The following is a 12,828-nucleotide window of genomic DNA, read 5'->3' on the forward strand; positions in this document are numbered from 1 at the left end:
AAATGCGCGCCAAGCGGGAGTATCACGCCCGTCGCGCGCACCGGCGGTTAAGCCTGAAGCTAAGTTTCGAGGCTTATAGCCACGGTTTTCTCCCCGTCAACAGCAGAACTGCGCCGTTCACGCGGATTGTTTCAGAGCCGCATCGATTTCCCCGGACACAGCATCAATCGTGCCCATTCCATCGATCTCGGTCAGCACGCCCCGCTCGGCATAAAGGGGAACCAGCGGTGCGGTGTCTTCGTAATAGCGCTCCAGGCGGCGGGAGAAGGTAGCCGGATTGTCGTCCGCCCTTCCCTGCTCCTCAAAGCGCTTGGTCACCCGCTCAAGCAGCTTGGTATCGTCCACGATCATGCGGATCACCAGATCCACCTGTGAACCGCGCGATTCCAGCAGCCTGTCGAGCGCTTCGGCCTGGCCGATCGTGCGGGGGAAGCCATCAAAGATGAACCCCGGCGCGCCGGCCTGGACGGTTAATTGTTCGTCAATCAGGGCAATCACGATCTCATCGGAGACCAGGCCGCCTTCATCCATGATCTTTGCCACGCGCTGGCCAAGTTCGGACCCGGAAGCCCGGGCGGCGCGAAGCATGTCGCCTGTAGAAAGCTGCACAAAGCCACGCTGCTCAACGAGTCGCTTGGCTTGCGTGCCCTTGCCCGCAGCCGGCGGACCAAACAGAATCAGGTTCACTTCTTCTTGCCCCCGAGTTTCGATTTCTTGATCATCCCCTCATACTGGTGGGCGATCAGGTGCGACTGGATCTGTGTGACAGTGTCCATAGTCACCGAAACGACAATGAGCAGAGACGTACCCCCGATGTAAAACGGAATCTGAGGGAAATATCGCCGCAGGAGCTCAGGCAGGATGCAGATGAAGACCAGGTAAAGGGCGCCAATCGTGGTCAGGCGGGTCAACACATAGTCGATATAGGCCGCGGTGTTGGACCCCGGACGGATGCCCGGAATGAAGCCGCCATACTTGCGCAGATTGTCCGCCGTTTCCTGCGGATTGAACATGATCGAGGTGTAGAAGAAGGCAAAGAACGCCACGAGCAGCGCGTAGGTGACGATGTAGGTCCAGGAACCCGGCGCGAAATTCGTCGCCAGCCAGCCCAGAACACCCGTCAGGCCCGTCGTTTCCGGATCGGCGGCATTGCCACCGAGGAAGCCAACGGCCGTCAGCGGCAGCATCAGCAGCGCCGTGGCAAAGATGGCCGGGATGACGCCCGAAGTGTTGATCTTCAGCGGCAGGAAGCTTTTCTGCCCCTGGGCAAAGCCCTGGGCCTGCTGGCGCTTGGGATAGTGAATGATCAGGCGGCGCTGCGAGCGCTCCACAAAGACGATGAAAACGACGAGCGCCAGCACCATCACCACGATGGCCAGGATGAAGCCGATATCCACCGAAGTGGTGCGGGCCTGGGCCACGAGGTTGTAGATGGCCCGCGGCAGCTCTGCCACGATACCGGCAAAGATGATCAGCGAGATGCCGTTGCCGATGCCGCGCGCGGTGATCTGCTCCCCCATCCACATCAGCAGCATGGTGCCGCCGGTCAGCGTAACAACGCCGGTGAGGATGAAGAACCAGGATGCGATGCCATCGAGACGCACAGCCACGAGGCCGCCGGTGATGGCGAAGGCCTGCACCAGGGCAAAGCCGAGGGTCAGGTAGCGCGTATACTGGTTGATCTGCTTGCGGCCCGCCTCCCCTTCTTTCTTGAGCTTCTCAAGCGAGGGGGACACCGAGGTCATCATCTGGATGATGATCGAGGCGGTGATGTAGGGCATGACGTTGAGCGCGAAAACGCCCATCCGCTCGACGGCGCCGCCGGCAAACATGTTCATCGAGCCGAGAATGCCGCTCGATTGGGCGCTGAACAGATCGGCATACTGGGCCGGATCCAGGCCGGGGATCGGAATGAACGTCCCTAGCCGGTAAAGGACCAGAATACCGAGCGTGAAGAGGATCCGCGCCTGTAGGTCTTTGGCTTTCGCAAAGGTCGCAAAATTAAGGTTGCGAGCCATTTGTTCCGCAGCATTCGCCATCGGCTGCACGAGCCTCCCTGAAAAGCGTTCGCCGCCAAGATCGGCGGCGACACGGGATTTGTGAAGAGGGGTTAAGCAAGAACCCCGGATTATTCCTCAGCAGCGTCTTTCGCTGTGCCGGTTACGGTGACCGATCCGCCAGCCTTTTCAACGGCTTCCACGGCAGCCTTCGAGGCTCCGGTAACCGTGATGTTCAGCTTCTTGGGCGCGTCGCCCTTGGCCAGCAGGCGGATGCCGTCGCGGGCATTGCGGACCACACCGGAAGCCACCAGGGTTTCTTCCGTCACGTTGGAAGCGTCCAGCGTACCGGCTTCGACAGCCTTGGCGATCCGGCCCAGGTTGACCCAGGACATGGTCTTGGCGCCCGGCGCTTTGAAGCCGCGCTTGGGCAGACGCATGTAGATCGGCATCTGACCGCCTTCGAAGCCGTTCACAGCAACGCCCGAACGTGCCTTCTGGCCTTTCACACCGCGGCCAGCCGTCTTGCCCTTGCCCGAGCCAACGCCGCGACCAACGCGCATGCGCTTCTTGGTGGAGCCATCGGCGGGAGAAAGTTCATTGAGTTTCATGGCAGTAACTTTCGAATAAGCGAAGGAAACGGCCGGCAGGCTGCAACAGCCTTATTCGCCGACCACTTCCACGAGATGCGAGACCGTGCGGATCATGCCGCGGACTTCTGGCGTGTCGACCAGCTCTCGCGTGCGGCCGACCTTGTTGAGGCCGAGGCCGATCAGCGTCTGACGCTGGTTCGGCTTGCGCGCGATCGGGCTGCCGATCTGACGGACGGTGACTTTCTTCTGGGACATAGAGGTCTCCTATCAGTTCACCGAATCGGCCATGCCGGCTTCGGAGGCGCCATCGGTACGGCGGCCAACGATATCCTGGACTTTGAGGCCGCGCTTGGAGGCAACCGTACGCGGGTTGGCCTGACCTTTCAGGGCATCAAAGGTGGCACGCACCATGTTGTACGGGTTGGACGAGCCGAGCGACTTGCCGACGACGTCCTGGACGCCGAGGACTTCCATCACGGCACGCATCGGACCGCCGGCGATCACGCCGGTACCCGGAGGGGCTGCGCGGAGCACGACCTTGCCGGCGCCGTGACGGCCATTGCCATCATGGTGCAGCGTGCGGCCTTCGCGAAGCGGAATGCGAACCATGTTGCGCTTGGCTTCTTCAGTCGCCTTGCGGATGGCTTCGGGAACCTCACGGGCCTTGCCCTTGCCGAAGCCGGCACGGCCCTTCTGGTCGCCCACAACGACGAGCGCGGCGAAACCGAAGTTCTTACCGCCCTTCACCGTCTTCGCGACGCGGTTGATGCCAACCAGCTTATCGACGAGTTCAGAGCCTTCCTCCTCACGATCACGCGGTTGCTCGCGGTCGCGGCGGCGGCCCCTTTTCTCACCTCTTTCCTCAGCCATCAGGCAGACTCCTTCAGAATTTCAGGCCGCCCTCGCGGGCAGCATCTGCCAGGGCTTTCACCCGGCCGTGGAACATGTAACCACCGCGGTCGAAGACAACATCCTCGACGCCAGCCTTCTTCGCGCGCTCAGCGATTGCCTTGCCCACGAGCGCGGCGGCTTCGACGTTGCCGCCGGTTTTCGCGCTACCGATAACTTCCTTCTCGAGCGTCGAAGCCGAGGCGAGCGTGATACCCTTCTCGTCGTCGATGATCTGCACCGAGATGTTCTTGTGGCTGCGCGACACCGAAAGGCGCGGACGGCCTTCGGCGACCCGGCGGAGCTTGGTGCGGACGCGCTGGGCGCGGCGCTGCATCTTTTCGCGTGACGTCTTCATGGCGTTACTTCTTCTTGCCTTCCTTGCGGCGGACATATTCGCCCTGCAGGCGGATACCCTTGCCTTTGTACGGCTCCGGCGGACGGAACTTCTTGATCTCGGCAGCGACCTGACCAACGGTTTGTTTGTCAGCGCCCGAGATGATGATCTCGGTCGGCTTGGGCGTTTCGAGCTTGATGCCCTGCGGCGCCTTGAAGATCACATCGTGCGAATAGCCGAGCGCCAGCTTCAGGTCAGCGCCCTGCATCTGGGCACGGTAACCAACGCCGACGAGTTCGAGCGTCTTGGTGTACCCCTTCGTGACCCCTTCCACCAGGTTGGCGGCGCGGGCACGAGCGGTTCCCCACTGGGTACGCGCGTCCTGCGTGAGAGACTGAGCGAGCGTCGGCGGACGCTTGCCTTTCGCCTTCTCTGCTTCGATCGCGTCGTTCGCAGCCTTCATCAGGTCAGCGCGCGGAGCAACCAGAAGCTCGTTGTTTTCGAGCTTCGGCGTGATGACTTCCGGCAGGACAAGCTCAAGCTCGCCTTTCGGACCTTTGGCCTTGATCGTCTGGCCGGCGACGGTGACAGTTGCACCTGCCGGAACCGGGATCGCAAGCTTACCAATACGGGACATGGAACCTGCCTCCTAGAATACGCGGCAAAGCACTTCGCCGCCGACATTCTTGGCGCGCGCAGCATTATCCGACATCACACCCTGCGAAGTCGACAGGATGGAAATGCCGAGGCCGTTACGCACCAGCGGAATGTCCGACACGGACGAATAGACACGGCGGCCAGGCTTCGAGACACGTTTGATCTCGGAGATGACCGGCTGGCCTTCATAATATTTGAGCTCGATTTCGAGGGTCTTGTGACCGCTCTTTTCGATCTCGGCGTAACCCCGGATGTATCCCTCGTCCGTGAGGACGTCGAGAACACGTGCACGCAGCTTCGATGCCGGCGACGTCACTTTGGACATGCCGCGCATCTGCGCGTTGCGGATCCGGGTGAGCATATCGCCGAGGGGATCGGAAATGTTCATCTGCTTCCCTCCTCTCTTACCAGCTGGACTTTACAAGGCCGGGGACCTGGCCACGCGAGCCAAGCTCACGAAGCGCGATACGCGACATTTTGAGTTTACGATAGAATGCACGCGGACGGCCGGTGACTTCGCAACGGTTGCGAACACGGTTTGCAGCCGAGTTGCGCGGCAGTTCGGCGAGCTTGAGGCGCGCCTTGAAGCGCTCCTCCAGCGACAGGTTTTCGTCCATCGCGGCAGCCTTGAGCTGGGCGCGCTTGGCGGCATAACGGGCGGCCAGAGCCTTCCGCTTGTTGTTCTTCTCGATTGCGCTCTTCTTTGCCATATCAGCAGATCTCCTGGCGCTAGTTCCGGAACGGGAAGCCACACTCGGCGAGGAGTGCTTTGGCTTCTTCGTTCGTTTCGGCAGTGGTGCAGACGATGATATCCATGCCGCGCACCTCTTCGACCTCGTCATAATTGATCTCAGGGAACACGATGTGCTCCTTGATACCCATGGCGTAGTTGCCGCGGCCGTCAAAGCTCTTGCCGTTCAGACCACGGAAGTCTTTCACGCGCGGGAGAGCGATCGTCGTCAGACGGTCGAGGAACTCGTACATCTGGTCGCGGCGCAGGGTAACCTTTGCACCGATCAGCATGCCTTCACGGACCTTGAAGCCGGCGATCGACTTGCGCGCCTTGGTGGCAACGGGTTTCTGGCCGGCGATACGCTCCAGCTCAGCCAGGGCCGCCTTGATCTTCTTGGAGTCGTTGACGGCTTCGCCAACACCCATGTTGATCACGACCTTGTCGAGCTTCGGAACCTTCATCGGGTTCGAATAGTTGAACTGCTCTTGCAGTTTCGCCCGGATCTGTTCCCGGTATTTCCGCTTGAGGCGGGGTTCATATGCCTCAGACATCGATCGATTCCCCTGAGCGTTTCGCAAAGCGCGTCTTGCGGCCATGCTGGTCAATCTTGAAGCCAACGCGAACGGCCTTGCCATCACGCGGATCTGCAAGGGCGACGTTGGAAACGTGCACCGGTGCCTCGAAGGTCTTGAGACCACCGGGGTCCATCTGGCTCGGCTTCTGGTGACGTTTCACCAGGTTCACGCCGCGCACGACCACCCGGCTCTCGTCCGGGATCACCTTCAGGACTTCGCCCTTGGTGCCCTTGTCCTTGCCGGCGATCACGATGACCGTGTCACCTTTTTTGATCTTTGCAGCCATGACTACAGGACCTCCGGCGCCATGTTAGCGATCTTGACCTGGTTCTTGCCGCGCAGTTCGCGCGGAACAGGGCCAAAGACGCGCGTGCCAATCGGCTCGCCATTGTTGTTGATCAGAACGGCAGCGTTGCTGTCGAAGCGGATCGTGGAGCCATCCGGCCGGTTGATGTCCTTGGCGACGCGAACGACGACGGCCTTGCGGACGTCCCCTTTCTTCACGCGGCCCGTCGGAATCGCTTCCTTGATCGAGACGACGATCACGTCGCCCACCGAGGCGTAACGGCGGCCTGCGCCACCGAGCACCTTGATGCACATCACGCGGCGTGCGCCAGAGTTATCGGCGACCCGCAGGTGGGTTTGCATCTGGATCATGCCTCACTCCCTTCATCGGTAACGAGTTCCCAGCGCTTCAGTTTGGACTTCGGCGCGCACTCGCGAATCGCAACAGTCTGGCCCTCGACCGCGACGTTGTTCTCGTCATGGGCGTGGTACTTGTTCGTTTTCCGGACGATCTTCTTCAGCATGGGGTGCGTGAAGGTACGCTCGACACGGACAATAGCGGTCTTGTCCTGCTTCGCGGAGACAACAACGCCTTTCATAATACGTTTTGGCATCTCAGTCTCCTTACTTGCCTGCCTGGGCTTTCTCGCGCAGGACCGTCTTGATCCGAGCGATGTCGCGACGAACCTCGGTAACGCGGCCCGTCTTCTCCAGCTGGCCCGTGGCTGCCTGGAAGCGCAGATTGAACTGTTCTTTCTTGAGCTTCACCAGCTCGTCATTGAGCTGATCGACGCTCTTGGCTCTTACATCGGCGGCCTTCATGATCAGATCCCCTCGATACGCTTGACGACTTTGGTCTTGATCGGGAGCTTCGCAGCGCCGAGGGCAAGAGCCTGGCGGGCGACCTCTTCCGGGACACCGTCGATTTCGAACAGGATACGGCCAGGCGCAACGCGCGCGACCCAGCGGTCAACGCCGCCCTTACCCTTACCCATGCGGACCTCAATCGGTTTCGCGGTGACCGGAACATCCGGGAACACGCGGATCCAGACCTTGCCCTGACGCTTCATCTCGCGCGTGATGGCACGGCGGGTGGCTTCGATCTGGCGCGCGGTGACGCGCTCCGGCTCGAGAGCCTTGAGGCCAAACTGGCCGAAAGCCAGCGTGAAGCCGCCTTTCGACTGTCCGCTGATCTGGCCTTTGAAGGCCTTGCGGAACTTAGTGCGTTTCGGTTGCAGCATGAATTAAGCTCCTGCAGCCTGGGCGCCCGAAGCCGGGCCGCGCTGGTTGGCGTTGGCGCGAGCGCGCGACTGGCCAGACGTCTCAAGGCGCTTGTCCTGAGCCATCGGGTCATGTTCGAGGATCTCGCCCTTGTAGACCCACACCTTCACACCGATGATACCATAGGTAGTTTCTGCTTCAGCCGTACCGTAGTCGATGTCGGCGCGCAGCGTGTGCAGCGGCACCGAACCTTCGGCATACTTCTCGGTACGGGCGATCTCTGCGCCGCCAAGACGGCCGGAGACAACCACTTTCACACCTTCAGCGCCGAGGCGCATGGCGGACTGGATCGAACGCTTCATCGCGCGGCGGAACGAAGCCCGGCGCTCAAGCTGGCGGGCGATGTCATCGGCGATCAGCGTGGCGTCGATTTCCGGCTTGCGGATTTCAACCAGATTCACGCGGACTTCGTCCGAGGTCATCTTCGCAAGCTCTTTGCGGAGCACTTCGATGTCCCCGCCCTTCTTGCCGATCACCAGGCCCGGACGGGCCGTGTGGATCGTGATGAGGCATTTCTTGTGCGGGCGCTCGATGATGATTCTCGAGATACCGGCCTGCTTCAGCTTCTCGCGGATCGCTTTGCGGATCGCGAGGTCTTCGTGCAGCAGGCGGCCAAAGTCGGCGCTATCAGCGTACCAGCGGCTGTCCGAGGTACGGTTGATGCCGAGGCGCAGGCCAATCGGATTGACTTTCTGACCCATTATGCGGCCTCCGCAGTCTGGCTGTTGTCACGCAGGACGATGGTGAGTTGCGAGAACGGCTTCATGATGCGGGCAGCGCGGCCGCGAGCGCGGGCGCGGATGCGCTTCATGACCAGGTTCTTGCCGACATGTGCTTCAGCAACCACCAGGCTGTCGATGTCGAGGCCGTGATTGTTCTCGGCGTTCGCGACAGCGGACTGAAGGAGCTTGTAGACATCCTTTGCAGGGCGCTTGGGCGAGAACTTCATCTCGTTGAGCGCGCGCTGGATCGGCATGCCACGGATCTGCTGAGCCAGAAGGTTCAGCTTCTGCGGGCTCGAGCGGTACATGCGCAGCACGGCGCGCGATTCATTCGCTGCCTGCTTCGGAGGATTCTTGGCCTTTGCCATGACTACTTCCTCTTCGCTTTCTTGTCGGCGCCGTGACCGTAATAGGTCCGCGTCGGCGCGAACTCGCCGAACTTGTGGCCGACCATCTCGTCGGTCACCGTGACCGGGATGAACTTGTTGCCATTGTGGACCTGAAAGTTCAGGCCGACGAATTGCGGCAGGATCGTCGAGCGGCGCGACCAGGTCTTGATCACAGCGCGTTTTTCCGAAGAGCGGGCCTCTTCAGCCTTCTTCAGGAGGTAGCCGTCGACGAACGGGCCTTTCCAGACAGAACGGGACATGTCTCTCGGGCTCCCTGATTAGCGTTTAGCGTTACGGCGACGGATGATGAGACGATCCGTTGCCTTGTTGTTGCGAGTTTTCGGACCGCGGGTTTTCTTACCCCACGGCGTGACCGGGTGACGGCCGCCCGAAGATTTACCTTCACCACCACCGTGCGGGTGGTCGACCGGGTTCATGACGACACCACGGACAGTCGGGCGCTTGCCCAGGTGACGGTTACGGCCAGCCTTGGAGCTGACTTCGTTCATCTTGTCCGGGTTCGACACAGCGCCGATCGTAGCCAGGCAGTTGTCGAGCACCATGCGGAGCTCGCCGGAAGCCAGCTTGATCTGGGCGTAGCCGGCATCGCGGCCAACCAGCTGAGCATAGGTGCCGGCGGAGCGGACCATCTGCGCGCCCTTCTGGGGCTTCAGCTCGATATTGTGGATGATCGTACCCACCGGGATGGACTTCAGCGGCAGCACGTTGCCCGGCTTGATGTCAGCCGTGGCGGAGGTGATGACGGTGTCCCCGACTTCAAGGCGCTGCGGCGCGATGATGTAGGCCAGCTCGCCGTCCTCATACTTGATGAGGGCGATGAAGGCTGTGCGGTTGGGATCGTATTCGAGACGTTCGACAACAGCCGGGATGTCCCAGCGGTTACGCTTGAAATCGATCTTGCGGTAAAGGCGCTTCACGCCGCCGCCCTGATGGCGAACGGTCACGCGGCCCTGGTTGTTGCGGCCACCTTTGGAGCTGATGCCCTCGGTGAGCGCCTTGACCGGCTTGCCTTTGTGCAGACCCGTGCGGTCCACCAGCACGAGCTGGCGGCGGCCGGGAGAGGTCGGATTGAATGTCTTCAGTGCCATGAGCTTCGTCCTTCTCCCTTAGAGGCCCGTCGAGATGTCGACCGACTGGCCTTCAGCGAGCGTAACGATGGCTTTCTTCACGTCGGAACGGCGGCCTTCAAAGCCACGAAAGCGTTTCGTCTTGCCCTTCTGGGTCAGGGTGTTGACCTTCGTGACGCTCACTTTGAACAGGGCTTCGACAGCCTCTTTGATCGCTTTCTTGTCAGCGCCCGGAGCAACTTCGAAGATGATCTTGTTCTGCTCGGAAACGAGCGTCGACTTTTCGGTGATCAGCGGACGGCGGATCACGTCATAATGGTGGGGTTTCACTTCGGCCATTATTCAGCCTCCGCTTTGGCGCCATCGAAACGGGCTTTGATACCCTCGGCGGCTTCCTTGGTGATGACGAGCGTGCGGCGGCGCAGGATGTCATAGACGTTCAGGCCGGCAACCGGCAGTACGTCGATGTTCGGGATGTTGCGCGCAGCGCGGGCGAAGTTCTCATTCACTTCCGTGCCCGAGATGATCAGAGCGTTCTCGATGCCGAGGCCTTTGAACGATTCCAGCAGCGCCTTGGTCTTGGGCGAGTCGAGCTCGGCCTTGTCGAGGACCAGGATGGAGCTTTCTTTCGCTTTGGATGACAGGGCGTGCGCCAAAGCCATCTTGCGGATCTTTTTCGGCAGGTCGTGCGCATGGCTGCGAACACGCGGGCCGTGAGCTGCGCCACCGCCGACGAAGATCGGAGCGTTGCGCGAACCGTGACGGGCGCCGCCCGAGCCTTTTTGCTTGATCGACTTCTTCGTCGTCCGGTTCACTTCCGAACGCGATTTTGCCTTGTGCGTACCAGCCTGACGGCGGGCAAGCTGCCAGCGCACGGTGCGCTGCAGGATGTCGCCACGGATTTCGTCAATGCCGAAAATCGCGTCGTCGAGGTCAATCTTGCCAGCGGCGTCGCCAGCGAGGGTTTTAACTGCGAGTTCCATTAGCCTTCACCCCCGGCGGAGAGCTTTTCCGGCGCCTTGAAGGAACCAGCAGCAGGCGCGTTCGCCGGCAGGGCTTTCTTCACAGCATCGCGGATTTCAACGAAAGTCCCGTCATGGCCGGGAACCGAACCCTTGACGAGGATAAGGCCGCGCTCGACGTCAGTGCGCACGACAACCAGGTTCTGGGTCGTGACGCGCTCATCACCAAGGTGGCCGGCCATTTTCTTGTTCTTGAACACGCGGCCCGGATCCTGGCGCATACCGGTCGAACCATGCGAACGGTGCGAGATCGAGACGCCGTGCGTGGCGCGCAGACCGCCGAAGTTCCAGCGCTTCATAGCGCCGGCAAAACCTTTACCGATGGTCAGAGCCGAAACGTCAACCATCTGGCCTTCCGCGAAATGGTCGGCCTGAACGGTCGAACCGACTTCCGGCAGGTCGCCGCTGACGCGGAACTCTTTCAGTTTCGCTTTCGGGGCAACACCAGCTTTGGCGAACTGGCCGCGCTGAGCTTTGGTGGTGTTCTTGGCTTTCTTCTCGCCAGCACCCATGATCACGGCCTTGTAGCCGTCGGTGCGGGTGACTTCCCCGCCCTTCTTGGTGGTGACGGCGCGCTCGTCCTCGGTGCGCACGCCAACAACCTGGCAGCCATCGAGCGACAGAACGGTGACGGGCACATGGCGGCCGTCTTCAGCGAAGATGCGTGTCATGCCGACTTTGCGGGCAAGAACGCCAGTACGGGCAGCAGGAAGCGTCATTAGCGGGCTCCCTCGAGTTTGATCTCGATGCCGACGCCCGAAGACAGGTCGAGCTTCATCAGCGCGTCCACGGTCTGCGGAGTGGGATCGACGATGTCGAGAATACGGGTGTGCGTGCGGATTTCGAACTGCTCACGCGACTTCTTGTCGATGTGGGGCGACCGGTTCACCGTGAAGCGCTCGATACGGGTCGGGAGCGGAACCGGGCCACGAACTTCAGCGCCAGTGCGCTTCGCCGTGTTCACGATTTCCTTCGCCGACATGTCGAGCGCGCGGTGATCAAAGGCCTTCAGCCTGATCCGGATATTTTGTCGTTCCATCGTTTGGTCCGTCCGCGCAAAACACTTTGACCCAAGGCGCGATGGCTCGTCAGCATCGAGCGCCCGGGTCGGGGTGTGGATTAATTGTCAGTTTCGAGGGAGCGTTCGCTGTATAATAAAGCGCAGCCATCCCGGCGAAGTCGGTCCTCTATGGGATCGGGCCCCTCGCGTCAACTGCCACAAGGCGGATTTTTGCTGATTCAATGCAGACACCTGCCCAGAGCGAGGCTCAGACAGACCAGCCGTCTTTGTCCCAGCCCAGGAGATGACGGGTTTCCTCTGCGTCATGCTGATAGAGCGCGCAGAGGTAGTCGCGGTCGATATCGGCCAGGGAGGCGGCCTCCGGGGCGCTGTTGTGCCGCTTTTCCGCAGCAAAGGTAAACGGCGCCACGTCAAGAAAATCGCAAACACGGCTCAGAATCGCCTGTGGATCCTGCGAGAGCATCTCGCTTCTCAGGAAGAGAAGCTGATTTTCCGGGAACAGTCGCCTCAATTGCCGGATCTGATTGGCATAATAGCCCCGGGATACGTAGGAGCGCTCCCTGTCCTGAAGCGGCAAGGCCCTGCGCGCCCTTTCGCGCTCCGCGCGAATAGCCTCTGAAAAGCAGGCGGTTTCGCGCCCCAGCCTGACATCCATCCGGTAGTGAGACCAGGCCCGCTCCACCGGGTCCCTGAGAATCATGATGATGCGTATCTTGGAATTGTAGCGCCACACGCGGGTCATGGCTCCTTCCCACCAGGTGAGCGCCGGCGTTGCCTCGCCCAGCCGCGCGCCCTGCCCTGCCGCCCTCCAGTCGAAGCACATGTGATAAAGGGCGTGATCCAGCGGGCGAAGGCCTGTGGGGGGCGGCTTGTCGAAGAAGTGCGGCTCCTTCTTCCGCGCCATCGAGATATGAGGATGCTGGCGCAGGAAGGCGTCGAGCGAAGTCGTGCCGCCCTTCTGAACCCCCGCAATCATGAAATCGATACGCCGCGTCATAACCGCAACCTAGCCTGCGCCCTTGGCACGAGCTTGCTACGGCTTGCCGCAATAATGACAGACAGACAAAAAAGCCCCCGATCCTTGGATCGGGGGCCTTTGATTTCTGCAGTCTGCCAAATCTCGACCTTGTCGAGATCCCAAGGCAGAGAAGCTTATTTCTTGATTTCGGACACGACGCCGGCGCCGACGGTGCGGCCGCCTTCGCGGATGGCGAAGCGCAGGCCTTTGTCCATGGCGATC

Annotated in this window: 24 protein-coding genes and 1 pseudogene; all 25 read right to left on the reverse strand. The window is 61.0% G+C overall.

Going from position 1 to position 12,828, the window contains the following annotated elements:
* Positions 1–117: 117 nt before the first annotated feature.
* Positions 118–687 (reverse strand): adenylate kinase, encoded by a 570-nt coding sequence (locus ACQKI2_RS10865; RefSeq protein WP_427379713.1) that lies wholly within the window; start codon positions 685–687, stop codon positions 118–120.
* Positions 684–2,039, reverse strand: a complete 1,356-nt coding sequence (gene secY / locus ACQKI2_RS10870; RefSeq protein ID WP_427379714.1) for a preprotein translocase subunit SecY — start codon at positions 2,037–2,039, stop codon at positions 684–686. Before secY ends, ACQKI2_RS10865 begins: the two co-directional genes overlap by 4 nt.
* Before the next feature lie 89 nt (positions 2,040–2,128).
* Entirely contained in the window at positions 2,129–2,608 is a 480-nt protein-coding gene (gene rplO, locus ACQKI2_RS10875) for a 50S ribosomal protein L15 (RefSeq protein ID WP_427379715.1), read from the reverse strand.
* Positions 2,609–2,659: 51 nt separating this feature from the next.
* Entirely contained in the window at positions 2,660–2,845 is a 186-nt protein-coding gene (gene rpmD / locus ACQKI2_RS10880; protein ID WP_035593025.1) for a 50S ribosomal protein L30, read from the reverse strand.
* A 12-nt stretch (positions 2,846–2,857) separates the two neighbouring features.
* A complete protein-coding gene (gene rpsE, locus ACQKI2_RS10885; RefSeq protein ID WP_035593022.1) occupies positions 2,858–3,460 on the reverse strand; it encodes a 30S ribosomal protein S5 in 603 nt (200 codons plus the stop codon).
* Between the two features lie 13 nt (positions 3,461–3,473).
* Positions 3,474–3,836 (reverse strand): 50S ribosomal protein L18, encoded by a 363-nt coding sequence (gene rplR / locus ACQKI2_RS10890; RefSeq protein ID WP_035593020.1) that lies wholly within the window; start codon positions 3,834–3,836, stop codon positions 3,474–3,476.
* 4 nt (positions 3,837–3,840) lie between these two features.
* On the reverse strand, positions 3,841–4,452 hold the full coding sequence (rplF, locus tag ACQKI2_RS10895; RefSeq protein ID WP_427379716.1) for a 50S ribosomal protein L6: 612 nt from the start codon (positions 4,450–4,452) through the stop codon (positions 3,841–3,843).
* A 12-nt stretch (positions 4,453–4,464) separates the two neighbouring features.
* Positions 4,465–4,860 (reverse strand): 30S ribosomal protein S8, encoded by a 396-nt coding sequence (gene rpsH / locus ACQKI2_RS10900; protein ID WP_035593016.1) that lies wholly within the window; start codon positions 4,858–4,860, stop codon positions 4,465–4,467.
* A 16-nt stretch (positions 4,861–4,876) separates the two neighbouring features.
* Positions 4,877–5,182, reverse strand: a complete 306-nt coding sequence (gene rpsN / locus ACQKI2_RS10905; RefSeq protein ID WP_290917221.1) for a 30S ribosomal protein S14 — start codon at positions 5,180–5,182, stop codon at positions 4,877–4,879.
* A gap of 19 nt (positions 5,183–5,201) precedes the next feature.
* Positions 5,202–5,756, reverse strand: a complete 555-nt coding sequence (gene rplE / locus ACQKI2_RS10910) for a 50S ribosomal protein L5 (protein ID WP_427379717.1) — start codon at positions 5,754–5,756, stop codon at positions 5,202–5,204.
* Positions 5,749–6,066: a 50S ribosomal protein L24 gene (gene rplX / locus ACQKI2_RS10915; RefSeq protein WP_035593010.1), complete on the reverse strand. Its 318-nt coding sequence runs from the start codon at positions 6,064–6,066 to the stop codon at positions 5,749–5,751. Before rplX ends, rplE begins: the two co-directional genes overlap by 8 nt.
* A 2-nt stretch (positions 6,067–6,068) precedes the next feature.
* Positions 6,069–6,437: a 50S ribosomal protein L14 gene (gene rplN, locus ACQKI2_RS10920; protein WP_035593008.1), complete on the reverse strand. Its 369-nt coding sequence runs from the start codon at positions 6,435–6,437 to the stop codon at positions 6,069–6,071.
* Positions 6,434–6,679 carry a 30S ribosomal protein S17 gene (gene rpsQ, locus ACQKI2_RS10925; protein ID WP_035593006.1) on the reverse strand — a complete coding sequence of 82 codons (246 nt, stop codon included), beginning with the start codon at positions 6,677–6,679 and terminating at the stop codon, positions 6,434–6,436. The genes rplN and rpsQ overlap by 4 nt, the downstream gene beginning before the upstream one ends.
* 10 nt (positions 6,680–6,689) lie before the next feature.
* Positions 6,690–6,887, reverse strand: a complete 198-nt coding sequence (rpmC, locus tag ACQKI2_RS10930; RefSeq protein WP_035593004.1) for a 50S ribosomal protein L29 — start codon at positions 6,885–6,887, stop codon at positions 6,690–6,692.
* 2 nt (positions 6,888–6,889) lie between these two features.
* Positions 6,890–7,306 carry a 50S ribosomal protein L16 gene (gene rplP / locus ACQKI2_RS10935; protein ID WP_035593002.1) on the reverse strand — a complete coding sequence of 139 codons (417 nt, stop codon included), beginning with the start codon at positions 7,304–7,306 and terminating at the stop codon, positions 6,890–6,892.
* Between the two features lie 3 nt (positions 7,307–7,309).
* Entirely contained in the window at positions 7,310–8,047 is a 738-nt protein-coding gene (gene rpsC / locus ACQKI2_RS10940) for a 30S ribosomal protein S3 (protein WP_291054849.1), read from the reverse strand.
* A complete protein-coding gene (rplV, locus tag ACQKI2_RS10945) occupies positions 8,047–8,436 on the reverse strand; it encodes a 50S ribosomal protein L22 (RefSeq protein WP_035592998.1) in 390 nt (129 codons plus the stop codon). The genes rpsC and rplV overlap by 1 nt, the downstream gene beginning before the upstream one ends.
* A gap of 2 nt (positions 8,437–8,438) precedes the next feature.
* Positions 8,439–8,717 (reverse strand): 30S ribosomal protein S19, encoded by a 279-nt coding sequence (gene rpsS / locus ACQKI2_RS10950; RefSeq protein ID WP_290917217.1) that lies wholly within the window; start codon positions 8,715–8,717, stop codon positions 8,439–8,441.
* Between the two features lie 18 nt (positions 8,718–8,735).
* On the reverse strand, positions 8,736–9,566 hold the full coding sequence (gene rplB, locus ACQKI2_RS10955; protein WP_035592994.1) for a 50S ribosomal protein L2: 831 nt from the start codon (positions 9,564–9,566) through the stop codon (positions 8,736–8,738).
* Between the two features lie 18 nt (positions 9,567–9,584).
* A complete protein-coding gene (locus tag ACQKI2_RS10960; protein ID WP_035592992.1) occupies positions 9,585–9,884 on the reverse strand; it encodes a 50S ribosomal protein L23 in 300 nt (99 codons plus the stop codon).
* Positions 9,884–10,528 (reverse strand): 50S ribosomal protein L4, encoded by a 645-nt coding sequence (rplD, locus tag ACQKI2_RS10965; RefSeq protein ID WP_114104836.1) that lies wholly within the window; start codon positions 10,526–10,528, stop codon positions 9,884–9,886. The genes ACQKI2_RS10960 and rplD overlap by 1 nt, the downstream gene beginning before the upstream one ends.
* Entirely contained in the window at positions 10,528–11,286 is a 759-nt protein-coding gene (gene rplC, locus ACQKI2_RS10970) for a 50S ribosomal protein L3 (RefSeq protein WP_035592989.1), read from the reverse strand. The genes rplD and rplC overlap by 1 nt, the downstream gene beginning before the upstream one ends.
* Positions 11,286–11,606, reverse strand: coding sequence for a 30S ribosomal protein S10 (gene rpsJ / locus ACQKI2_RS10975; RefSeq protein WP_011647827.1), 321 nt, complete (start codon positions 11,604–11,606; stop codon positions 11,286–11,288). Before rpsJ ends, rplC begins: the two co-directional genes overlap by 1 nt.
* Before the next feature lie 229 nt (positions 11,607–11,835).
* A complete protein-coding gene (locus ACQKI2_RS10980; protein ID WP_427379718.1) occupies positions 11,836–12,585 on the reverse strand; it encodes a sulfotransferase family protein in 750 nt (249 codons plus the stop codon).
* A gap of 155 nt (positions 12,586–12,740) precedes the next feature.
* Positions 12,741–12,828 (reverse strand): annotated as a pseudogene (locus tag ACQKI2_RS10985) (hypothetical protein); the annotation flags it as partial.

Source organism: Hyphomonas sp. NPDC076881, assembly GCF_050269995.1.
Lineage (GTDB): Bacteria > Pseudomonadota > Alphaproteobacteria > Caulobacterales > Hyphomonadaceae > Hyphomonas.